Source organism: Wenzhouxiangella sp. XN201, from assembly GCF_011008905.1.
Classification (GTDB): Bacteria; Pseudomonadota; Gammaproteobacteria; order Xanthomonadales; family Wenzhouxiangellaceae; genus Wenzhouxiangella.
In genome coordinates this window covers 1,043,851-1,065,436 of the sequence record NZ_JAAIVI010000017.1, presented here as the reverse complement: position 1 = coordinate 1,065,436, position 21,586 = coordinate 1,043,851, and the positions used below count along the sequence as shown (strand labels likewise).

17 protein-coding genes are annotated in these 21,586 nt (G+C 61.7%); 6 read left to right on the top strand and 11 right to left on the bottom strand.

Going from position 1 to position 21,586, the window contains the following annotated elements; all coding sequences use genetic code 11:
- Positions 1–2: 2 nt before the first annotated feature.
- Entirely contained in the window at positions 3–275 is a 273-nt protein-coding gene (locus tag G4Y73_RS05245) for a polyhydroxyalkanoic acid system family protein (protein ID WP_164230167.1), read from the top strand.
- Positions 276–1,155: 880 nt separating this feature from the next.
- On the opposite strand, the gene G4Y73_RS05240 is transcribed toward G4Y73_RS05245, so the two are convergent.
- Both G4Y73_RS05240 and yeiP read right to left on the bottom strand, forming a co-directional pair.
- A complete protein-coding gene (locus tag G4Y73_RS05240; RefSeq protein WP_164230166.1) occupies positions 1,156–2,265 on the bottom strand; it encodes a prephenate dehydrogenase/arogenate dehydrogenase family protein in 1,110 nt (369 codons plus the stop codon).
- A gap of 3 nt (positions 2,266–2,268) precedes the next feature.
- Positions 2,269–2,835: an elongation factor P-like protein YeiP gene (gene yeiP / locus G4Y73_RS05235; RefSeq protein WP_164230164.1), complete on the bottom strand. Its 567-nt coding sequence runs from the start codon at positions 2,833–2,835 to the stop codon at positions 2,269–2,271.
- A 190-nt stretch (positions 2,836–3,025) separates the two neighbouring features.
- On the opposite strand from yeiP, the gene G4Y73_RS05230 reads away from it, so the two are divergent.
- Positions 3,026–4,609 carry an FMN-binding glutamate synthase family protein gene (locus G4Y73_RS05230; RefSeq protein ID WP_164230162.1) on the top strand — a complete coding sequence of 528 codons (1,584 nt, stop codon included), beginning with the start codon at positions 3,026–3,028 and terminating at the stop codon, positions 4,607–4,609.
- 796 nt (positions 4,610–5,405) lie between these two features.
- Positions 5,406–6,458 carry an NAD(P)-dependent alcohol dehydrogenase gene (locus G4Y73_RS05225; protein WP_164230160.1) on the top strand — a complete coding sequence of 351 codons (1,053 nt, stop codon included), beginning with the start codon at positions 5,406–5,408 and terminating at the stop codon, positions 6,456–6,458.
- Positions 6,459–7,279: 821 nt separating this feature from the next.
- Here G4Y73_RS05225 and G4Y73_RS05220 read toward each other — a convergent pair.
- Genes G4Y73_RS05220 through nadA form a run of 3 tightly spaced genes read right to left on the bottom strand, consistent with a single transcriptional unit; the run spans position 7,280 to position 10,524 of the window.
- On the bottom strand, positions 7,280–8,518 hold the full coding sequence (locus G4Y73_RS05220) for a saccharopine dehydrogenase NADP-binding domain-containing protein (RefSeq protein WP_164230158.1): 1,239 nt from the start codon (positions 8,516–8,518) through the stop codon (positions 7,280–7,282).
- Between the two features lie 51 nt (positions 8,519–8,569).
- The gene (gene nadC / locus G4Y73_RS05215) at positions 8,570–9,421 is read right to left on the bottom strand and encodes a carboxylating nicotinate-nucleotide diphosphorylase (RefSeq protein ID WP_164230157.1); all 852 of its coding nucleotides are present in this window, start codon (positions 9,419–9,421) and stop codon (positions 8,570–8,572) included.
- Positions 9,418–10,524, bottom strand: a complete 1,107-nt coding sequence (gene nadA, locus G4Y73_RS05210) for a quinolinate synthase NadA (protein WP_164230155.1) — start codon at positions 10,522–10,524, stop codon at positions 9,418–9,420. Before nadA ends, nadC begins: the two co-directional genes overlap by 4 nt.
- A 225-nt stretch (positions 10,525–10,749) precedes the next feature.
- On the opposite strand from nadA, the gene G4Y73_RS05205 reads away from it, so the two are divergent.
- The 3 genes from G4Y73_RS05205 (at position 10,750) to purT (ending at position 15,081) form a co-directional block, all read left to right on the top strand.
- Complete coding sequence (locus G4Y73_RS05205; RefSeq protein WP_164230153.1) at positions 10,750–11,505, top strand: hypothetical protein; 756 nt, start codon at positions 10,750–10,752, stop codon at positions 11,503–11,505.
- Between the two features lie 151 nt (positions 11,506–11,656).
- The gene (locus G4Y73_RS05200; protein ID WP_164230151.1) at positions 11,657–13,903 is read left to right on the top strand and encodes a S9 family peptidase; all 2,247 of its coding nucleotides are present in this window, start codon (positions 11,657–11,659) and stop codon (positions 13,901–13,903) included.
- Complete coding sequence (gene purT / locus G4Y73_RS05195; protein WP_164230149.1) at positions 13,900–15,081, top strand: formate-dependent phosphoribosylglycinamide formyltransferase; 1,182 nt, start codon at positions 13,900–13,902, stop codon at positions 15,079–15,081. The genes G4Y73_RS05200 and purT overlap by 4 nt, the downstream gene beginning before the upstream one ends.
- Before the next feature lie 926 nt (positions 15,082–16,007).
- On the opposite strand, the gene aceK is transcribed toward purT, so the two are convergent.
- The 6 genes from aceK to G4Y73_RS05165 form a co-directional block, all read right to left on the bottom strand.
- Positions 16,008–17,747 carry a bifunctional isocitrate dehydrogenase kinase/phosphatase gene (gene aceK / locus G4Y73_RS05190; protein WP_164230147.1) on the bottom strand — a complete coding sequence of 580 codons (1,740 nt, stop codon included), beginning with the start codon at positions 17,745–17,747 and terminating at the stop codon, positions 16,008–16,010.
- Positions 17,748–17,854: 107 nt separating this feature from the next.
- A complete protein-coding gene (locus G4Y73_RS05185) occupies positions 17,855–18,904 on the bottom strand; it encodes an SMP-30/gluconolactonase/LRE family protein (protein ID WP_164230146.1) in 1,050 nt (349 codons plus the stop codon).
- Positions 18,905–18,948: 44 nt separating this feature from the next.
- Positions 18,949–19,719, bottom strand: coding sequence for a glucose 1-dehydrogenase (locus G4Y73_RS05180; RefSeq protein ID WP_205596481.1), 771 nt, complete (start codon positions 19,717–19,719; stop codon positions 18,949–18,951).
- A 133-nt stretch (positions 19,720–19,852) separates the two neighbouring features.
- Positions 19,853–20,635, bottom strand: coding sequence for a hypothetical protein (locus tag G4Y73_RS05175; RefSeq protein ID WP_164228388.1), 783 nt, complete (start codon positions 20,633–20,635; stop codon positions 19,853–19,855).
- On the bottom strand, positions 20,632–21,399 hold the full coding sequence (locus G4Y73_RS05170) for a hypothetical protein (RefSeq protein ID WP_164230144.1): 768 nt from the start codon (positions 21,397–21,399) through the stop codon (positions 20,632–20,634). Before G4Y73_RS05170 ends, G4Y73_RS05175 begins: the two co-directional genes overlap by 4 nt.
- A complete protein-coding gene (locus tag G4Y73_RS05165; RefSeq protein WP_164230142.1) occupies positions 21,396–21,533 on the bottom strand; it encodes a hypothetical protein in 138 nt (45 codons plus the stop codon). Before G4Y73_RS05165 ends, G4Y73_RS05170 begins: the two co-directional genes overlap by 4 nt.
- Between the last annotated feature and the right edge of the window lie 53 nt (positions 21,534–21,586).

Here is a 21,586-nt window from a genome sequence, read left to right as displayed (position 1 = left end):
ACATGAGTATCGACATTCGAAAGACCCATAGCATGAGCCTCGAAGATGCGCAGCAAGTCGCCGATGAACTGGCTGCCGACCTGGCCGAGAAATTCAGCATCGAATATGGCTGGGATGAAGACACGATCGTTTTCGAGCGGCCCGGCGTTCACGGCGAAATCGACGTTGACGAAGAATGCGTTCACGTACGGGCCCGGCTCAACTTTCTGTTTACCTACCTGCAGCCAGCCGTCGAGAAGGAAATCAATCGTTATTTGGATGAGCACTTTCAGTAGGTCGGGTAGCATCTCTGACGGCCGAGATTGCGCCCGGCATACTTGGCAGGTGCTTGCGCTTAGACTTGTTGGCCGGGTGGCCCTTGCACAATTGTTGCCGCCGGGCGCGGTGGTGTCCTCGACAAGTCAAAGGCGGATTCGCCGCCTGCTGTGCAGGCACGGCGCTGGCTATTGCCACGGGTTGTCGTGGGGGGCCCGACAAATCAAAAGCGATTTCGCCCGCGTGCTTCGCAGGCTGATGGCGAGTAACTTTTGTCAGTCGCGACAAAAGTCACCAAAAACGCTCTTAGAAGACGCGGGTGGTCCGCAGGACCAGAAGTCTCGGAGGCTTAACGGAGATACCGCTTTTGCCTTCGCTAATGCTCGGTCGTGAAACATGGCGTTTTCGGTAAAGCTCGGGCGTAGCCCGCACCCACACAGCACGGCCTCGATCGGGGTCGGCTTCGATTAAGGTTGGGACAGATCTCAGGGCTGGAACGCCACTCGAAGTCGCAGTGCCAGATGCGGGCCGCGCCAGGCGGTATCGCAAGCCAGCATGTTCGGCAGCCGGGCCCAAGCAAAGCCCCAGTCACAGTCCGTGAAGCCACTCCGCTCAGATATTCCTGAGACGTAACCGTCATCTTTTAAGCGCATTTTTTGGGTACTTTTTTGGCGCGACAAAAAAGCACCTCGCCGCAAGAGCGCGCGAAGCGCGCCGGGCGAAACCGCCTTTGACTTGTCGAGACCACCGACCGCGGCGGTAGCATCACACTAGCTAGCATCAGCGAGTTGACGAACCAATCTGCGAAGCAGACGGGCGTAATCGCCTTTGAAGTGTCGAGTACACCACTGCGACCAGTGGCAACAGTCAATCTAGCGGCAACGAACTTGTAACCTCAACCTACTTCAAATCGGAAAGATACGCTTTGCCCCGCGCCATCAACTGCCGAAATGCCTCGGAATCATCGTTCTCGATACTCTCGATCAACAACTGAACGGCCGCGAGCAACGCCTGGCGCATGGTACCGCCATGGCGGTTGAGGGACTGGATTTCAAAGTAGAGATCGGGGTTTTCGCAGGCCACGGCCCGCGCAATGGACAATTGCCGATCGAAGGTGGTGCTCGACAGCTGCGACAGGCCCGTGGCCGACACCCCGCAATCTGCCAGGGCGGTGAAGAAGACGATGCTCAACGCGTGGGATAAACCCAGCACCGGCGCCATAAGCCGGTCGTGTTCTTCGAGCCCGATTGTGACCAGTTCAGCCAGGGTGTCGGCAAAAAGGGACTTCGCGGCAACGACAGCCTCGGCGTTGCCGACGTCCATCAGGAGAACATGCTTTTCCGAAAGCAGCTGCGTGTCGGGACCGAACATGGGGTGCACCGAACACACCCGCAGCCCGGCATCGGCAGCAGCGCGCAGGGCCGGACCCAACGGCGATTTGAGTGATCCGATATCGAAGACCAGCGCATCCGTCGATTGCTGTGCGAGCTCGGCCAGCACCTCGGCCGATATCGCAAGGGGTGCGGCGATGGCGATGACGTCCACGTCGGCCGGGGCATCGCGCCAATCGGTGAAGCGCGAACTTCCATCCGATGTCGTGGCAGGATCGGCAATCAGCACATCGAAACCCTGGCCGTCGAGGAAAGCGGCCAACCAACGGCCCATGCGACCAGAGCCACCGATCACCAATGCTCGTCGACCATCACCGTGACGCCCAAGGCGCAGCCGCTCCTGCTCCTGGCGAGTCAAAGAAGCCTCAATCAGGCGCTGGAACAGATCCTCGGCCAGTTCGGGATCCAGACCCCGGGACTCGGCCGCGCGGCGTACGCCATCGAGCACTTCGCGTTCGCGCCGGAAGTCACGCAACTGCTCGCCGTACCGCTTCTTGATGCGTCCGATATCGGAAACCAGCTGCTGGCGCCGTGTTGCCAGCTCGATCAGCGCCGTATCGACACCATCAAGCTCGTCCCGCAACGCCTTGAGTCGTGCCTTCCATTCACCTTGTTCCATGGCTCAGGCGCGGCCCATGAATTCGCCGGTTTCGGTGTTGACGCGTACGGTCTCGCCGGGCGTGATGTAGTCGGGAACCAGGATCTCCAACCCGGTCTCCAGGCTCGCCGGCTTATTCGATTTTGTGGCCGTCGCGCCCTTCATCACCGGGGCGGTATCGCTGACCTCCAGCACCACCGATTGCGGCAACTGGATGGCAACGGGCGTGTCGTCGATGATCATCACGTAGATGCCCTGCAGGCCATCTGTGATGTACCCGGCACCGTCACCGATGACATCGGCATCGATCAGATACTGGCTGAAGTCCTCGCTGTCCATGAAAACGAACTGGTTGCCGTCGCGATAGGAGAACTCGCACTGGCGTCGTACCAGGTCGGCATCCTTGAGCATGTCGTCGCCCTTGAGCGTAACCTCCTTGCGGTCCCCGCCCGGAATGGATTCCAGTTTGAAGCGGTAGAGCGTGCCGCCACCTCGGGCGGTCGGCGCCGAACGATCGATCTGCCGAACGCCAAACACCTTGCCGTCGTGCTCGATCACCTGGCCGCGCTTGATTTCACTAACCCTGGGCATGCTGTCTCCATCGCGATTGAATCGGCGCAAAGCATACTGCATCTGCCACCGGTCGGCGCGCACTTTGGTTCCCTGGGTCGACTCGATCAGTCCAATCGGCATCAACGGTCGTTTCGTTCACGCCCGGATCGAGGCGAGCTTCTGAAACCGGGGACTTCAAATCACCCCTGATTCGGGCTAGGCTTCGCCCATGGCAAGACAATCGGTATTCGTATTCCTGCTGATCGGCTTCGCGGTTGTCGGCCTGGTCGGCATGGCCTGGTCACCGGCCTGGTACCTGCAACTGATCATCGTTCCGCTGCTGGCGCTGGGGCTTCGCGACGCCATGCAGACCAAGCACACCGTGTTGCGGAATTTTCCCATCATCGGACATTTCCGCTACTTGATCGAACACTTCCGACCGGAAATCCAGCAGTACCTGATCGAAAGCAATCTCGATGCCTATCCGGTCGAACGCGAATACCGGGCGCTGATCTATCAACGCGCCAAGGGCGAACTCGAAACCAAGCCCTTCGGTACCCAGCGCGATGTCTACCGACCCGGCTATGAGTGGGCCGCCCATGTGACCACGCCGGCTCCCTTGCTGGAGGAGGAACCGCGCATCGACATCGGCGGCAAGGACTGTGGCAAGCCCTATTCATCATCACTGCTCAACGTCTCGGCGATGAGCTTCGGCTCGCTGTCGAAGAACGCCATCATGGCGCTTAACCGGGGGGCGGCCGAAGGCGGCTTCGCACACAACACCGGGGAAGGGGGTGTTTCGCGCTACCACCTCGAAGGCGGCGGTGACCTGATCTGGCAAATCGGATCGGGCTACTTCGGATGCCGCACGCCCGAGGGCCGATTCAATCCCGAACGGTTCGGCGAAACGGCAACCGGCGAGACCGTCCGGATGATCGAACTGAAACTCTCGCAAGGCGCCAAGCCCGGCGCCGGCGGCATTCTGCCCGGCCCCAAGGTGAGCCGGGAGATCGCCGAGGCGCGTGAAGTTCCAGCGGGCGAGGCCTGTATTTCTCCGGCAGCCCACAGCGCCTTTTCCACGCCCAGTGAGCTGATGGAATTTATCGGTCAGCTGCGTGATCTGTCCGGCGGCAAGCCGGTCGGCATCAAGTTCTGCATGGGTCGTATCAGCGACTTCATGGCCATGTGTCGCGCGATGCTCGATACCGGAATCCGCCCCGATTTCATCACCGTTGACGGCGGCGAGGGCGGCACCGGTGCCGCACCGCTGGAATTCACCAACTCCCTTGGCATGCCCAAGCGCGACGCGATCGTGACCGTACATGACATTCTCACGGGCACCGGCTTGCGCGACGATATCAAGATCTTCTGCAGCGGCAAGATCCTGAGTGCCTTTCACATGATCCGCGCCCTCGCACTCGGTGCCGACGGCTGCAACAGTGCGCGCGGGATGATGTTCGCCCTGGGCTGCATCCAGTCGCTGAGTTGCAACAACAACACCTGCCCGACCGGTGTCACCACCCAGAACCCGTCCCTGGTGCGTGGACTGGTGGTCGACGACAAGGCACCGCGCGTGGCCCGCTACCACCGCAAGACCATCGAGAGCCTGATCAAGATGCTCTCGGCCATGGGCCTGAGTCACACCGACGAGATCCGACCGCACCATATCTACCGCCGAGCCACCGAACTGAACGTTTCAACCTTCGCCGATCTCTACAATTTCCTCGAGCCAGGCCAGTTGCTCGATGAAACCAACGGCCAGGGGCCATTTGGTGATTCGTGGCGAACTGCCCGGTCCGATCGATGGGATTGATTCGCCCGGCCTGTTTCGCAGACACGGGATTGGCTGACGCCACGGGTCGCGGCGCGGGCCTCGACACTTCAAAGGCGGTTTCGCCCGGCTTGCTTCGCGAGCACAGGATTGGCTGATGCCACGGGTCGCTGTGGGGGCCTCGACAAGTCAACTTCTGTTTCGCCCGGCTTGCTTCGCAAGCTCTTTGGGCGAGTAACTTTTGTCAATCGCGACAAAAGTCACCAAAAACGCTCTTAGAAGACGCGGTTGTTCCGCAGGACCAGAAGGCTTCAGGGCTTAACGGAGATACTGCTCTTGCCATCGCTAACGCTCGGTCGTGAAACATGGCGTTTTCGATAAAAGCTTGGTGTAGCCCGCACCAGAACAGCACGACCTCGATCGGGGTCAGCTTCGATTAAGGGTGGGACGAGCCCCTGGCGTGGGACGACACTCGAAGTCGTTGAGCCAGATGCGGGCCGCGCCAAGCATAGTCGTGAGCCAGCATGTTCGGCAGCCGGGCAACATCAAAGCCCCAGTCACAGTTCGTGAAGCCACTCCGACCAGGTATTACTGAGACGCAACCGTCATCTTCTAAGCGCATTTTTTGGGTACTTTTTTTGGCGCGACAAAAAAGTACCTCGCCGCAAGAGCGCGCGAAGCGCGCCGGGCGAAACCGCCTTTGACGTGTCGAGGCTCGTACAGCGGCCGGTGGCATCAGCCAATCCAATGGCACAGGAATTGATACACCAGCCTGCACAGCAGGCTCACCATTTCAGCGTTATGATCAACATCCTAGTCAAATAATCGGGACCCCACCATGTCAACACGAGCCTACGGCGCAGAATCGGACACATCCGGCGTGGCCCCGCTCGAAATCGAGCGCCGCGACCTCCGTCCGGACGACGTCCGGATCGAAATCGACTACTGCGGGATCTGTCACACTGACCTGCACTTCGTGCACAACGACTGGGGGATGACCGACTACCCGGTGGTGCCCGGCCACGAAATTATCGGTCGGGTCACGGCTGTGGGCGAAGACGTGAAGCAATTCGCGGTGGGCGACCGGGTCGGCGTCGGTTGCCTGGTCGACTCATGTCGCAAGTGCCATGCTTGCGAGGAAGGCCTGGAACAGTACTGCACCGGCGGCAATGTGCTGACATACAACGGACAGGACCTTCACGATGGAAGCAAGACCTACGGCGGCTACTCCGAAGCTATCGTCGTCAGCGACCGCTTCGTTGTCCAAGTTCCAGATGCGCTGGACCCGGCCGCTGCTGCGCCACTGCTTTGCGCCGGAATTACCACCTATTCGCCGCTCAAGCACTTCGGCGTCGGCGAGGGACACCGCGTTGGTGTGATCGGCATGGGCGGGCTCGGGCACATGGGCGTGAAGCTCGCCCGGGCGCTGGGCGCGGAAGTCACCCTCTTCACCCGCTCCAGCGACAAGGCAGCAGAAGGGAAGCGCCAGGGCGCCCACCAGGTCATCGTCTCGACCGACGACGAACAGATGGCGGCCGCAGTCGGACACTTTGACTTCCTGCTCGATACCGTTCCGGTGGCACACGACCTCAACCCCTATATCGCTACCCTCAAGCACGACGGCATCCATATCCTCGTAGGCATGCCCGAACCGATTGACCCGCCGCTCGATGCCGGCCCATTGATCTTCGGACGCCGAGCCCTGGCCGGATCGCTGATCGGCGGCCTGCCCGAAACGCAGGAATGCCTGGACTTCTGTGCCGAACACGGCATCGAGTGCGATATCGAGATGCTCGACATCAAGAACATCAACGAAGCCTACGAGCGCATGCAGCGGGGCGACGTACGTTACCGGTTTGTTATCGACATGAAGAGTTTGAAGGAAGGCTGACCGGCCCAATCTGAGGCGGGGCCGCCCGCCTGCTGCGCAGGCTGTTTCATCAACTGCTCTGCCGCTGGGAAGTGTGTGGCTACCGCCGGGTTGGCGGGCCCCGACAAGTCAATGGCGGTTTCGCCCGGCGCGCTTCGCGCGCTCTTGCGGCGAGGTACTTTTTTGTCGCGCCAAAAAAGTACCCAAAAAATGCGCTTAAAAGATGACGGTTACGTCTCAGGAATATCTGAGCGGAGTGGCTTCACGGACTGTGACTGGGGCTTTGCTTGGGCCCGGCTGCCGAACATGCTGGCTTGCGACAACACTTGGTGCGGCCCGCATCTGGCACCGCGACTTCGAGTGGCGTACCACCCTGAGCGCTTGTCCCCCCTCAATCGAAGCCGGCCCCGATCGAGGTCGTCCTTTCTGGGTGCGGGCTACGCCAGGCGTTTATCGAAAACGCCATGTTTCACGACCGAGCATTAGCGAAGGCAGAAGCGGTATCTCCGTTAAGCCCTGAAGCCAACTGGTCTTGCGGCACAACCGCGTCTTGTAAGCGCACTTTTGGGTACTTTTGTTGCAAGCGACAAAAGTACCTCGCCCAAAGAGCTTGCGAAGCAAGCCGGGCGAAACAGAAGTTGACTTGTCGAGGCCCGCGCCGCGACGAGCGGCGTCAGCCAATCCAGCGCCTGCGAAGCAGCCGGGCGAAACCGCCTTTGACTTGTCGAAGCCGCCGAACCCGGTGGTAGCAACGCACAAGCCCGCGGCAGAGCAATTGATGAACCGCCTTTGAAGTGTCGAAGCCGCCACTGCGTCCAGTGCCAACAACCAAACCACCACCCTCAGGCGTCGACTACCTCAAACTTCAGACCAGCGTGTTGCTGCAGCCGATCAAGCAACCGCTCACCGAGCGCCGTCGAAGGCGTCCAGATCCCACCTGGACAATCCTCGGGGGACAAATCGCGCGCCAGGGCGACGGCCGTTTCGCCGATCATCTTCGAAGTCGAGCCGTAGCCGGGATCTCGGTCGCCGCTGACCGACACACGCAGCGACCGGTCGTCGCCCTCATTGCGCCCGTCGATCACGATCTTGAAGAATCCGGCCTCGCGCTGTTCGGGCGAAGGCCCCTCGCCCGGCTTCGGCAGCGCGATCTTCTTCAGTAGTGCCCGGGTCGGACCCAACGCCGAGCCCAGGGCGAAAGCGCCCATGGCCAGGGAAACGGAAATGGCCTTCATGCGACCGGAGAAGCCGCGACCGGTCATAACGGCCTCGTCGTAACGAAACTCCCGGCCATAGGCGAACCCGGACAACGCGTTGGCCTTCAGCACCACGCGCGTATTGATGGCAGCCATGATGAACGGCGCAGTCCACACCCCGAAGACCGCGTCGTAATCAGCCGATGACACGTAGGGCTGGCGCTCGCCCTTGCGCGCGTCGGGTGGGCACAGGGCATAGGGGTTCTTGAGGATACGAGCGATATCCTTGTCGCGACGCGCCTGCTCGACGATATTGAGCATCGAGGCATAAGTGCCGCCGCTCAGGCCGCCCTTGGCCGCCTTGACCCGCATCCGTACGCGCTCCAGCGGACCGCCAAAACGCTCCCGGGCCTGCTTCTGCAGAAACCACACGCCCATGTCCGAGGGAATTGAGTCGAAACCGCAGCAATGCACGATGCGCGCGCCGCTTTCGTGTGCGGCCTCGGCATGTTCGTCGAGCATCCGGCGCATCCAGGGCACTTCGCCGGAGAGATCGCAGTAGTCGGTACCCGATGCGGCGCAGGCCGCCACCAGGTCCGATCCGTGCAGGGCATAAGGTCCGACCGTGGTGCAGACCACTCGGGTTCGCTTCACCATGGCGTCGAGCGACTCCCGATCATGACTGTCGGCGACGATCAGCGGCAGGTCGGCGGCCGACTCGCCCAGGCCGTGGCGGATCTGTTCGAGCCGTTCCCGGCTGCGCCCGGCCAGGGCCCAGCGCAAGCCACCATTCGCGCCGTGCCGACGCAGCAGATGTTCAGCCACGAGACGCCCGGTAAAGCCGGTAGCTCCCATCAGGACAACATCGAATTCGCGCTCGCTCATGTTCTGCCCGTCATCATGAATTCAGGGACGAAGATAGCACGCCGCCTTGTTTCAGACGTGTTCGTCAAGACCCAGATCGAGACAGGGCGCCGAATGGGTCAGCGCGCCGATAGAGATGACGTCGATACCGGTGGCAGCGACCCGGTCAACGCTCTCCAGGGAGACCTTCCCCGAAGCTTCGAGCACAACGCCACGCCCCCGGCTCTTCAGGACCGCCTGCCTGAGCTCGGCATGACTGAAATTGTCCAGCAGAATACTGTCGACACCGGCATCGAGCACCTCATCGAGCTGGTCGAGAGAATCGATTTCGGCGGCCACACGCAGCATGTGGCCGGCAAAGGCCCGGGCGCGGCGCACCGCCTCGCCCACGCTGCCGACTACAGCCACATGGTTGTCCTTGATCAGGATGGCGTCATCCAGCCCGAAACGGTGGCGCGCGCCGCCGCCGGCGACAACGGCCTGCAACTCCAGCGCACGCAGCCCGGGCGTGGTCTTGCGCGTGTGAGCGATACGTGCACCGGTACCAGCCACGGCATCCACATATCGGCGAGTCAGCGTCGCAATACCGCTCAAGCGTCCCAGGAAGTTGAGCACCGTTCGCTCGGCCGTGAGAATTCCGGCCGCCGGGCCAGTCAAATCGGCCAACACCGCTCCGGTCTCGAACCAACCACCGTCGACTTCATGCCACTCGATCTCGATATCCGGATCCACTTGCGCGAAGACTTCGTTTGCAGCCTGAACGCCTGAAAGCACCCCGGCCTGTCGCGCAACCAGGCGAAAACGCCCACACGCCGCCTCCGGAACCGTGGCGCAGGTGGTGACATCGCCTCGGCCGCCGAGATCCTCTGCCAACGCGCGACGCACGATGTCGGAAACCACGTTGCCGGGCAGCGACTCGTTCATGCTGTCGACACGCTGACGTATTCGGCGCGGCGCTCGGGCCTGGACGTATCGAAGCCTGGCGGCTGGGCACCGCGCGGGAGATCAAGCATCGCACGCAGGCTGGCCCGCGCACGATCGGCAATATCTGTGGAAACATGGATCTCGTAGCGCAGATCACGCAGTGTCCGATAGATCTTCTCCAGCGTGATGCGCTTCATGTGCGGACACAGGTTGCAGGGGCGGATGAACTGCGTGCCCGGATTGGCCACGGCCACGTTGTCGCTCATCGAGCACTCGGTAATCAGGATCGCCTTTTTGGGCCGATACTCGCTCACCCAGGCCGACATGGCACCGGTCGAGCCGGCGAAGTCGGCTGCCCCGAGTACCTCGGGCGGGCATTCAGGATGGGTGATGATCATCGCGTCCGGGTGCTCGGCGCGCAACTGCTCGATCTCGGCGCGCGTGAATTTCTCGTGTACCTCGCAATCGCCTTTCCAAGTCAGGATACGGATGTCCGTCTGGCTGGCGACGTTCTTCGCCAGGTATTCGTCGGGGATCATGATGACAGTGTCACTGCCCCACTGCGCGGCGATGGCCTCGACCACGCCCACGGCGTTGGAAGAGGTGCAGCAGATATCGGACTCTGCCTTGACCTCGGCAGAGGTGTTCACGTAGGTCACGATCGGATAATCGGGATAGGCGGCCCGGATGCGCCGCACGTCCTCTCCGGTGATCGAGGCAGCCAGCGAGCAGCCGGCTTCCAGGTCGGGAATCAGGACCGTCTTCTCCGGCGACAGGATCTTGGCCGTTTCGGCCATGAAGTGCACGCCGGCCTGGACGATGATGTCCTGCTCGGCTTCGGCCGCCACCTGGGCCAACCTGAGCGAGTCGCCAGTGATGTCGCCGACGCAGTTGAAAATTTCCGGCGTCATGTAATTGTGCGCCAGGACGACGGCATTGCGCTCGACCTTGAGCCGGTTAATGGCGTCGACCAGCGGCGCGTACATCGGCCATTCAACCGCCGGGACAACGTCGCGCACCCGCTCGTAAAGTGCGTCTGTTCGGTCTCGAACGCCCTGGTCAAAGACGAGATGGGCGGGTGTTTGCGGGTTGTTGCTTTGCATGCTTTTGGGGTATCCACCAATCAAGACGACGGCATGTTAACCGCCTGGCTTCACACATGTGGGGTGGCCAGCATCAATTTTCCACGACCGAGCGCCCGGACAGGCGCTCCCTCGCACACATCCCCATGGCGAAAGCCCCTATTTTTGTGATATGTTTCACATTTCATTGATCATTATTCAATGCGATTGACATTTTCACTTGGGAGTTCAGCCATGAAATCGACCATGACCAAACTGACTCTGACGCTGAGCGCCTGTGTCCTCCTGGGGGGAGGCACAGCCGCGCTTGCACAGGAAGAAAACGACAGCTACATGCTTCAAATCACCGAAGTCGGTGTCAAGATCGGACACGACTCCGCTTTCCGCGAGGCCGTCAAGGACTACCATGCCTGTCTGGAGGAACACGAAGACGCTGGCACCTGGAGTACCTGGAGCAACGTCGGGGGTGAAGGCCGCCAGTATCACTTTGTCTCCCGAATGGACAACTGGGCCGAAATGGATTCTCCCTGGGAGGCGGGAAAAGCTTGCTGGCCGGAGCACGAAGAGCACCTCACGCCGCATGTCGAATCGGTCTCCACCCACTACGCCCGCCATATGGCCGACTGGAGCGGGGAGGCCGAAGGCTACACGGTCGTGCGCCTGCATCATTTCCGCGTCGACGACAACAGCGACTTCCGCGATGCCGTGAGTGCCATTACCGGCATCATGAAGGAAGCTGAATATGAACACCTGGGTACCTGGTACCAGAATATTGGCAACGACTCTACGGAACCCGACTACTTCGTCGTCGCGCACTATGACAACTTCGCGGCCTTGGACGAAGATCGTGCCGGACCCTACGACACGGTCGTGAAAGCCGCCGGCGAAGAGCGTGCCGACGAATTGTGGGAACAGTTCGGAGACGCCCTGCGCGACGACTGGGAATACTTCACGGACATGCTGCGTCGCGAGGACGAGCTCAGCCGTCTCGAAGAAGACTGAACGACTGCGCCCAGGACAGCACATGGCGATCATTCGAACGGCCCGGACTTCCGGGCCGTTTTTTTGTCGGGAAGCGGGGTGAATTTGCCATTCCAGACCCGGAGGCACACAATATCGGGCTGACCCGAACCGGCACTGTCCTGATACTGCCATGCACCGACGCATCTTCCTGACGACCTTCGTGCTACTGGCCGCTTGTCAATCGCTCGAAGCGGCGGAGCTGACCCTGGAGCGCATCTTCGCCAGCCCCGATCTCGCCGGCCCGACGCTTCGCCAGCCCGAACTGTCCCCGGCCGGTGATCGGGTGACGTTCCTCAAGGGCCGCGAGGACGACCGCAACCTGCTCGACCTGTGGGAGTTTCACGTCGAGGACGGACAATCGCGCGTGCTGGTCGCCGCCGACGCGGTCATGGCAGATGAAGTCGAGTTATCGGCCGCCGAACAGGCCCGGCGCGAGCGCGAACGCATCGCCGATCTTCGCGGCATCGTCGACTATCGCTGGTCGGGCGACGGCCGCTTCCTGCTGTTCCCCATCGGCGGCAACATCTACTTGCTCGACATGCAGGCCGAGGCGCGCGAAGTCCGCCAGTTGACCGACTCGGAAGCCTTCGACACCGACCCGCAGATCGCCCCCGACGGCCGGCACGTGGCCTTCGTGCGCGAGCGTGAGCTGTGGCTGGCCGAAATCGAATCGGGCGAAGCCCGTCCCCTGACCGACAGCGCCACCGAAACGACCGCCAGCGGCGTGGCTGAATTCATCGCCCAGGAAGAGATGGGGCGCTCGACCGGCTTCTGGTGGTCACCGACTGGCGAGCACATCGCCTTCCTTGAAATCGACGAATCCCCGGTCGAAGTGACGCGCCGCTACGAAGTCGAAGCCGATGCGATCCGCATGGTCGAGCAGCGCTACCCCTATGCCGGCACCGACAATGTCACCTACCGGCTCGGCGTGGTCGACATCACATCGGGCGAGATCGAGTGGATGGCGCTGGGCGAGGAATCCGACATCTACATTCCGCGCGTAAACTGGCTACCCAATGGTGACCAACTCGCGATCCAGCGCCAGAGCCGTAACCAGCAGACCCTGGAGCTGGTGGTCGCCAACATCGACAGTGGCGAAGCCCGCACTCTGCTGACTGAAACCAGCGAGACCTGGATCAATCTGCACGACGACCTGCACTTCCTCGACGACATGCCGGCGTTCATCTGGTCGTCCGAGCGCGACGGATTCCGCCACCTCTATCTTTACGACTACGAAGGCGGGCTGATCCGCCGCCTCACCGACGGCGATTGGCAGGTCGACGAACTGATCGGCGTCGATGAAGAGTTGGGCATGGTCTATTTCACCGCGTCGGAAGCGGCGACCACCGAAAAGCACCTCTACCGTCAGTCGCTGATCACCCGGTCGCCGGAAGCGGTCAACCGGATTTCGCGACGTTCCGGCTGGCACGAGATCAGCATGGATCGACAGGCCCGAGTGTACGTCGACACCTTCTCGAACAGCAGCCAGCCGCCGCAGCTTTCCCTGCACGGCATTGACGGTGAACGCCTGGCCTGGCTGGTGGAGAACCGCATTACCGAGGATCATCCCTACGGTCCCTGGTACGAAGACCATCGGCCGACCGAATTCGGCACAATCGTTGCGCCACAGGGGCACGAACTCCACTATCGCCTGCTGCGCCCGGCCGAATTCGATCCGGACCGGCAATATCCGGTCTTCATCCACGTCTACGGCGGTCCCACCCATCGCATGGTCACCGACAGCTGGTCACGGCGCATGCTTGTCGACCAGTACATGGCCCGGCGCGGCTACCTGGTCTTTTCCCTCGACAATCGCGGCGTCGAGCGCCAGGGCAAGGCCTTCCAGGACGCGGCTTATCTCAAGCTTGGCCAGGTCGAGATGGTGGACCAGATGGTGGGGGTCGACTGGCTGCGGTCACAGGACTTCGTCGATCCCGAACGCATCGGCATGTTCGGCTGGAGCTACGGCGGCTACATGAGCCTGTTGGCCCTGGGCCAGTATCCTGGTGAATTCGCAGCCGCGGTCTCGGTTGCCCCGGTCACAGACTGGTCGCTGTACGACACGCACTACACCGAACGCTACCTGGGCCGGCCGCAGGATCACCCGGAAGCCTACGAGAATGGCAATGTACTGACCTACGCCGATGCGATGGCCGACCCCCTGCTGCTGATCCACGGCATGGCCGATGACAACGTGCTGTTCACGCATTCGACCAAGCTGATGCATGCCTTGCAGGAGCGCGCCTTTCCCTTCGAGCTGATGACCTATCCCGGCGAAAAACACGCCATTGCCGGGGACGGCCCACGCCTGCACGTCTACCGTACGATCGCCGAGTTTCTCGACCGACATTTGCTCGACGGGCAGGCGGCGGAATGACCACCATCGGTACCCCACAGTCGGCCACCGCCACCCGGGTCATGCTGCTCGGCAGCGGAGAATTGGGCAAGGAGGTGGCCATCGAGCTGCAGCGCCTGGGCTGTGAGGTCATCGCCGTCGATCGCTATGATCGTGCGCCGGCCATGGCCGTGTCCCACCGCCGCCACGTCATCGACATGCTCGATCCGCAGGCCGTGCTCAGCATCGTGGAACTGGACCGGCCGCATCTGATCGTGCCCGAGATCGAGGCAATCGCCACCGACGCCTTGCTGCTGCTCGAGACCGAAGGCTACAACGTCATCCCCACCGCCCGCGCTGCACACCTGACCATGAACCGCGAGGGCATCCGACGCCTGGCGGCCGAAGAACTGGAGTTACCCACTTCGCCTTACCGTTTCGCCGAAACGCGCGAAGAGTTCGAGCAAGCCGTGGCCGAAATCGGCCTGCCCTGCGTCGTCAAGCCGATCATGTCCTCCTCCGGCAAGGGCCAGAGCCTGCTTCGCACGAAAGACGACATCGACCTGGCCTGGGCCTACGCCCAGTCCGGCGGCCGCAGCGGAGAAGGCGAGGTCATCGTTGAGGGCTTCGTCGATTTCGACTACGAAATCACCCTTCTGACCGTACGACACGCCGGCGGCACGCTGTTCTGCGAGCCCATCGGCCATACCCAGGAAGACGGCGACTATCGCGAATCCTGGCAGCCGCAGCCGATGAGTGAAACCGCGCGCCTGGAGTCCGAACGGATCGCCGGCGCCGTCACCGACGCACTCGGCGGCCGTGGTGTGTTCGGGGTGGAGCTGTTCATCAAGGGCGACCGGGTGTGGTTCAGCGAGGTCTCGCCGCGCCCGCACGACACCGGCCTGGTCACCCTAGTTTCCCAGGACCTGTCAGAGTTCGCCCTGCATGCCCGCGCCATCCTGGACCTGCCGATTCCGCACATCGTCCAGCGCGGCCCGAGCGCCTCGGCCGCCGTGCTGGTCGAAGGAAACTCGAAGCAGGTTGCCTTCGACAATCTCGACCGAGCGCTTGCCAGCCCGGAAACCGATCTGCGCCTGTTCGGCAAGCCGGAAGTGCGCGGACGCCGACGCATGGGTGTGACCCTGGCCAGGGGCGAAAGCATCGAGGATGCGCGGCGCAAGGCGAGGAAGGCGCGCGACGCCATTGGTGTCAGGCTCTGACGAAAGCGTTTCGTCCGGCTCGCTTCGCAAGCTGGGCACTGGATTGGCTGATGCCACTTGTCGCAGTGGTGGCCTCGACACTTCAAAGGCGATTTCGTCCGCCTGCTTCGCAGGCTGGTTCGTCAACTCGCTGACACTAGCTAGTGTATTGCTACCGCCGCGATCGGCGGCCTCGACAAGTCAAAGGCGGTTCCGCCCGCCTGCTTCGCAGGCTGATGACGCGTGGTTCGTCAGCTTCGCTGCCGCTGGCTTGTACGCTGTTACCGCCGGGCTGGCGGGCCTCGACAAGTCAAAGGCGATTTCGCCCGCCTGCTTCGCAGGCTGATGGCGAGTAACTTTTGTCAGTCGCGACAAAAGTCACCAAAAACGCTCTTAGAAGACGCGGTGAGTCCGCAAGACCAGAGGTCTCCTGGGCTTAACGGAGATACTGCTTGTGCCTTCGCTAATGCTCGGTCGTGAAACATGGTGATTTCGATAAGGCATTGGCGTAGCCCGCACCCAGACAGCACGACCTCGATCGGGGTTGGCTTCGATTGAGGGTGGCGCAGACCTCCGAAGTAGGACGCCACTCGAAGTCGAAGCGCCAGATGCGGGCCACTTCAGGCGTTATCGCAAGCCAGCATGTTCCGCAGCCAGGCTCAAGCAAAGCCCCAGTCATAGTCCGTGAAGCCACTCCGCTTGAAGGCTTCTGAGTCCTAACCGCCTGCTTTTCAGCGCGTTTTTTGGCTACTTTTTTCGCGCGGGAAAAAAGTTGCCCGCCATCAGCCTGCGAAGCAGGCGGGCGGAACCGCCTTTGACTTGTCGAGGCCCGCGCCGCGACCAGTGGCACCAGCCAATCCTGCGCCTGCGCAGCAGGCGGTAGCAACACACAAGCCAGCGGCAGCGAGTTGAAAAACCACCCTGTAAAGCAGGCCAGCGCTACGGGCTCAAGACAACCGCGCCTCCTCTCCATAAGGCGGCACATCCAGCGCCTCTCCCGAGGCGATGCGCTCCTGAATACCCTGCCACCATCCGGCTTCGAACAGCTCGCCATGGACGTCCTCGAGCACCTCCAGATTCTCTCGCTTGAGCGCCATGAAACGGCGGAACTCTTCCGGAAAGATATCGTTGTCGGCGACGTGGAACCAGGTCTCGTCGCTGTAGATATCGATGTCGTCTCGGGCTTTGGGCATCTTTCGAAAGCGACAGTCGCTCAGCAGCGTCAGTTCATCGTAGTCGTAGAACACCACCCGCCCGGAGCGCGTCACCCCGAAGTTTTTGGGCAGCAGGTCGCCGGCGAAAATATTGGACCGCGCCAGATCCTTGAGCGCCTGACCCATGTCGATCATGGCCTGGCGTGCCGCGCCCTCCTCCACCTCCGACAGGTAAAGGTCAAGCGGCCGAACCCGGCGCTCGACGTAGCAGTGGCGAATAACCAGGTCGTCACCTTCGAGGTAGACCACGCGCGAGCATTCCTCGAGCAATTCCTCGAGAAGTGCTTGATCGAACCGGTCGCGAGAGAAGCGAAGCGACTTGAACTCCTGCACGTCCAGCAGCCGTCCGACCCGATCGTGGCGATAGACCAGCTGATAGCGCTCGATGACCTGATGGCGCTTGATCGTCTTCTCTGGCGCAAATGTGTCGCGAAGGAGCTTGAAGACCAGCGGGTAGGACGGCAGGGTGAAAACTGCCATGACCATGCCTCGCTTGCCTTCGGCCACCTCGAAATGCTCGTCGGGTCGTTCGCTCAGGTGGCGGTAGAAGGCACGGTAGCGTTCGGTCTTTCCCTGCTTGGCCCGCCCCAGCACCGAGTAAAGTTCGTCGACCGGCTTGTCGGGCAACAGGGTGCGCAGAAACACGACTGCGTCGGCCACGGTCGGCAGGTCGGCCAGAAAGTAACTGTACGTAAAGCCGAACAGGACGCTGAGCTGCAGGCGCCGGGTCAGTAGCGCATCGGCAGCGATCGCGTTGTCGCGCCGGCACAAGGCGATGACGCAGGGCACGTGTCGTTGGCGGCCGATCGCACGGCCGACCAGGTAGGCGCGTCCCTCGCGATAGAAAACGGTTTCCAGCAGCTCCATGGATACCAGTTCGTCCTCGCCGAATTCCGCAACCAGACGATCGGCCAGTCGAGCAGCGTCGCGTTGCTCATGCTCCCAGGGCAACGAGAAAGCATACTCTTCAAGGATGCGCATGAAGGTATCGGCGGCGTGCTCGCCGACGATCCAGGTTCGCTTGGCCACAGGATGCGTGATGCGATCGCTGGGCTGGAGATCGAACGCGATGAACTCGATCGCAGAATCCACGCCACGGGTCTTGAACAGGCGTCTCGTGATGGTATTGAAGAAGGTCTTGTAGAGCTCTGCATCGAGCTTGCGCGAGATCAGGTCGGCGTAGACGACTCGCATGTCGCGCCAGATGCTGCGCGAGAACAGCCGATTGGCCAGCAGCCCTTCCAGGCGTGAGATGGTCTCGTGGACGATCTGATCGTAGAGCTCAAGGCGGGCAACGACATCGCTTCGCATGCCCGACCTGTCACCCTGCTCGAACCGACGCCTACCGCGGCGAGTAATATCGGAAAAGCTGGCGTTGTAGTCGTCGAAGCCGGCCACGACCAGGCTGCTGGCCTCTCCAACCAGCCCGCGATGGCGGCTCGAGCCCCTTGGCGCATCAACCGTAACTTTCATCCCCCTATTGTAATCGGTGCGCGACTTCCAACGGATTGCCGCGGTCCGGCGACTCCCGTATCTGTTCTTGAAACGAGGTGCCTTCTTTGATTGTCTCCCGTTCTATTTCAGGGCTCGAGCTTCACCAGTGCGTCGCCGAGACCGGTCAGGTAGATCGGACCGCCATCAGTTGTCAGGATCATGCCGGTGACAAGCCCGGGCAAAGGCGACCACATGTCCGGGCCGAACAGTTCAAGGCGCGCTTCGCCGCTTGCAGCCCGGCGCTGCCACTCGACCATGAGGCGATCGTGTTCTTCCGTTTGCGGGTGGAAAGCCGTCGACCATTCACCGGATTCTGGGTCTACGACCAGCAGGGCGTTGGCGATCGGTGAGGCGACCCACAGGCGACCGGATGCATCCAGTTCAATGTTGTCCGGTGTCGGGACTTCGGCGATTACGCGGCGGTTCGAGAGTCTGCCGGTGGGTGCCGACAATCGGTAGCCAATGATGCGATCAGCCATCGTTTCCGCTACGTACAGGTACCCGCGCTTTTCGTCAATCGCCAGCCCATTGGCGAAGTCAAACCCGGAATCCATGCGCCGGAGCTCGGGAAAGGGCTCGTGATCATTGGTTGGCGAGAGGCGAAAGAGCGCGCCGTCCAGGGGTTTCTCATCAACCGCCGCGAACATCCTGGCCTCCGAATTGGGACCGTTGTTTTCGGTCGACTGGGTAAACCAGACCGCGCCGCTGCGGTCGCGCCGCGCTGAATTCACGCCGAATTCGTGCTGATGAATCCGAACCACCTGCTCGGTTTGACTGTTGACGCGGTAAACAGCTCCGGTCAGCACATCGGCCACCAGCACGTGGATGCCGTCCGGCTCCGTGGCCACGCCGTTTGGCCCGGCGGCTCGAGCCGGGGGCTCGTGCACGTAGCCAGCCGATGCGAAATCACCGAACGGCCGCTTCGTGCCATCCGGATCCAGCGCAACCAGCCCATGGATCTGGTCGGCAATCAGCAGCGTGCCGTCGGCCAGCATCACACCGTCTTCGGGGCGTACCAGGGAGCGATCGGCCGGGAACAGCGCGGCCTGTTCGTAGGATTGTGTTAGCTCGCCAGTGTCAGCCTGGACCGAATAGGCCATGGCGAGGGCGAATAGAGCAAGACAGGTTCGGTGCATGGGGGTGCTCCTCATAGGATTGCTTGGTGCTTTGGCCTCGGTCATCAAACCGTCAGCGTCAAGCCACCGTCAGGGGTCAGCGTGGTGCCGGTGATATAGCTGGCTTCATCCGAGCACAGAAAGATGATGGCCTGGGCGATCTCCTGCGGCCGACCGGCGCGCTTGAGATGCACGCTGGGCAGCACACCCTGGTCGTAGACCTCGTCGCCCAGTGCTTCGCGCGCCCGGTGATGCATGGGCGTATCGATGATCCCGGGACAGACCAGGTTGACGCGGATGCCTTGCGACGCCAGTTCTGCCGACACGCTCGTGGTCAGGCCGATCAGACCGTGCTTGGAGGTGCAATAGGCCGAGCCGGTCGGGAAGCCCAGGAAAGAGTTGACCGAACCGACGTTGACGATGGAACCCTTGGCGCCGATCGCAAGCATCGCCCGGGCCTGGTGTTTCATGCACAGGAACGTGCCCTTGAGATTGATTCCCAGCACCTGATCCCACTCGTCTTCGTCCAGATCCGTGATCCCGGCCCACTGCCCCTCGATGCCCGCGTTGTTCACGGCGTAGTCGAGCCGACCGAAGGTGTCGACGGTGTGCGAGACCATTCGTTCGACGTCGGCCGACACCGACACATCGGTCTTGATCGCAATCGCGTTGCCACCCCGGGCTTCGATATCCGCCACCAGCGAATCAAGCTCGGCCTGTCGTCGCGCCGCCACCGCAACGCGCACTCCCTTTGCGGCGAAAAGCTCGGCGGTGGCCCGGCCGATGCCGCTGCTGGCACCGGTGATCAGGGCCACTTGATCTTTCATATCCGACATTGGACTGCTCCTTTTCCGATGGCCGGGTTGGCCATGTCATTTCGTCCTTGCATGCCGCCACGTTCGTTCAGGGATGGCTGCCGCGCCGCGAACCCGTTCTGCTCTTTGGCATGCTCGGTGACTCGGCGGAGGTTCATGGACGCTTGCTTGCATTTGTCGCAACGCCGCTCGCGGCGATCATTTGCTTCAATGCGGTAGCGCCCGCGACCCGGTCGTTTGCAATCAGTTGCGCGACATGCATGGTCGATATCCAGTAGCGCAACTCCTGCATCAGCCCGACATTTCCCGCCAGCTCGTCAACGATTTCATGGGCTCTTTCCTGCTCGACTGGCGACGGGCAATCGAACATCCGCTGAAATCCCGATGCGTTCGACTCATAGCATGAATCCCAGATATAGGTCTGGATGTCCATCGGAATGATGCCGCGCACATGCTCCCGATAGGCCGGCCGCTCGACCACCGTCGCAGCAGCGCCAAAGTTGTAATAACTGGCCAGCGCGTTTCGGATTTCGAGATTTCGAATCAATTCGAGATCGCCGGCACTGCGCAGCTCGTCGTAGGTGGCCTGCGCGGTAATAAACTCGGCCACCTGACTGGCCTGGAAATAGGCAAGCAGCACCGTCCAGTGTGATGTGCCGTCTGCGGTTCCCGTCTGCGCGTAACGGAGCCCCGTTCCGCCATAGCGCGAAACTTCGCCCCAGAAGTTCTGGCGGTCCGCCAGTGTGTCCAGATCTGCATCGAGATCAAGACTGATCCGCTCGAGATACGCGAGCGCCCTTCCCTCGTCGACACGCGCATCGTTCCAGTTCGAAACTTGAATCCCGATGAATACGCCGACCACGACGATGACGAAGTCGAGGCCGACGGCGAACCAGTTCTGGGTCCTAACGTGCTCGGTGATGCGGCGGAGGATCATCGGCTCGCCTCGAGTTCCTGCTCGATCATGTCGACCAGCGCGCGGCCGGCGCTGACTTGGTCGGCGAAGACGACCATCCACAGCTCATTCATCCCGGCCCAGTAGTAGAGATCGCCCAGCAGATCCCGCGCGGTGCGTACCCGCGTCATGACGTCGCGGGCAGCACCGTTGCTGATCCCGACCCTGCAGACAGTGTCGAGGATCTCAATCTCGCCGCTTTCGAGAGTGAAACAGTCGCTCCAGAGTCGGCGCTGGTGCTCCAGCGGGATCAGGCGCCGGACCCGGGTGCGGTAATGGGCGGCGGTATCGAGGGTCTTTTCCAGACCGTCGGCGTAGCTGTAGTAAGACTGGATCGCGCGTTTCATGGGGATGGAACCGGGCAACCCCTGCCGCTGCATCTCCGTTGCCACGATGTCGGAGAGATTTCCGCCCCACAACTGGGACGAGAAGAAAAGATCTCGCAACAGTTCGGCGCAGTCGTCACCGCAGGGAGCCTCGCGCTCGAGAAATGCCGCGACGCGCTCTGCAGAGGCCACAACCGTGCGCGTGTAATCGACCCGGTATTCGAGCCGCTCGTTGTTGGTCACGATCTCGTTGCGAAGTTGCTGCAAGTATTCCATCTCGCGCTGTGCAGCACCCCGCGCCTCGTTCCAGTTGGCAACCTCGATCCCGATGAAGACTCCGAGTACCACGATCACGACCTCCAGCACGACCGTGAACCAGTCCTGGTGGCGGAAGGCAGAGGCGATACGACGGAGAATCAAGAACTGCCCTCCAGTTCGGCGTTTATCCTGGCGATCATGGCTGAGATCCCGAAGATCAGGCCCAGCACCACGCCCAGATTCGCCCCGAACGTCAGCCATCGGTTCAGCCTGTCAATCCGGTGCGGTTTTTCCATCCAGGGAACCTCTGAGTTACTCTGACAAGCTGCTTGTTCTCGCCTACGTACGA

What these genes read in the sequence shown, in the direction of transcription:
- G4Y73_RS05230 (WP_164230162.1), top strand. Translation starts at nt 3,026, where the DNA reads ATGGCAAGACAATCGGTATTCGTATTCCTGCTGATCGGCTTCGCGGTT.
- G4Y73_RS05245 (WP_164230167.1), top strand. Translation starts at nt 3, where the DNA reads ATGAGTATCGACATTCGAAAGACCCATAGCATGAGCCTCGAAGATGCG.
- G4Y73_RS05220 (WP_164230158.1), bottom strand. Translation starts at nt 8,518, where the DNA reads ATGAGCGAGCGCGAATTCGATGTTGTCCTGATGGGAGCTACCGGCTTT.
- yeiP (WP_164230164.1), bottom strand. Translation starts at nt 2,835, where the DNA reads ATGCCCAGGGTTAGTGAAATCAAGCGCGGCCAGGTGATCGAGCACGAC.
- purT (WP_164230149.1), top strand. Translation starts at nt 13,900, where the DNA reads ATGACCACCATCGGTACCCCACAGTCGGCCACCGCCACCCGGGTCATG.
- G4Y73_RS05165 (WP_164230142.1), bottom strand. Translation starts at nt 21,533, where the DNA reads ATGGAAAAACCGCACCGGATTGACAGGCTGAACCGATGGCTGACGTTC.
- G4Y73_RS05185 (WP_164230146.1), bottom strand. Translation starts at nt 18,904, where the DNA reads ATGCACCGAACCTGTCTTGCTCTATTCGCCCTCGCCATGGCCTATTCG.
- G4Y73_RS05175 (WP_164228388.1), bottom strand. Translation starts at nt 20,635, where the DNA reads ATGATCCTCCGCCGCATCACCGAGCACGTTAGGACCCAGAACTGGTTC.
- nadA (WP_164230155.1), bottom strand. Translation starts at nt 10,524, where the DNA reads ATGCAAAGCAACAACCCGCAAACACCCGCCCATCTCGTCTTTGACCAG.
- G4Y73_RS05240 (WP_164230166.1), bottom strand. Translation starts at nt 2,265, where the DNA reads ATGGAACAAGGTGAATGGAAGGCACGACTCAAGGCGTTGCGGGACGAG.
- aceK (WP_164230147.1), bottom strand. Translation starts at nt 17,747, where the DNA reads ATGAAAGTTACGGTTGATGCGCCAAGGGGCTCGAGCCGCCATCGCGGG.
- G4Y73_RS05225 (WP_164230160.1), top strand. Translation starts at nt 5,406, where the DNA reads ATGTCAACACGAGCCTACGGCGCAGAATCGGACACATCCGGCGTGGCC.
- G4Y73_RS05205 (WP_164230153.1), top strand. Translation starts at nt 10,750, where the DNA reads ATGACCAAACTGACTCTGACGCTGAGCGCCTGTGTCCTCCTGGGGGGA.
- G4Y73_RS05200 (WP_164230151.1), top strand. Translation starts at nt 11,657, where the DNA reads ATGCACCGACGCATCTTCCTGACGACCTTCGTGCTACTGGCCGCTTGT.
- nadC (WP_164230157.1), bottom strand. Translation starts at nt 9,421, where the DNA reads ATGAACGAGTCGCTGCCCGGCAACGTGGTTTCCGACATCGTGCGTCGC.
- G4Y73_RS05180 (WP_205596481.1), bottom strand. Translation starts at nt 19,719, where the DNA reads ATGTCGGATATGAAAGATCAAGTGGCCCTGATCACCGGTGCCAGCAGC.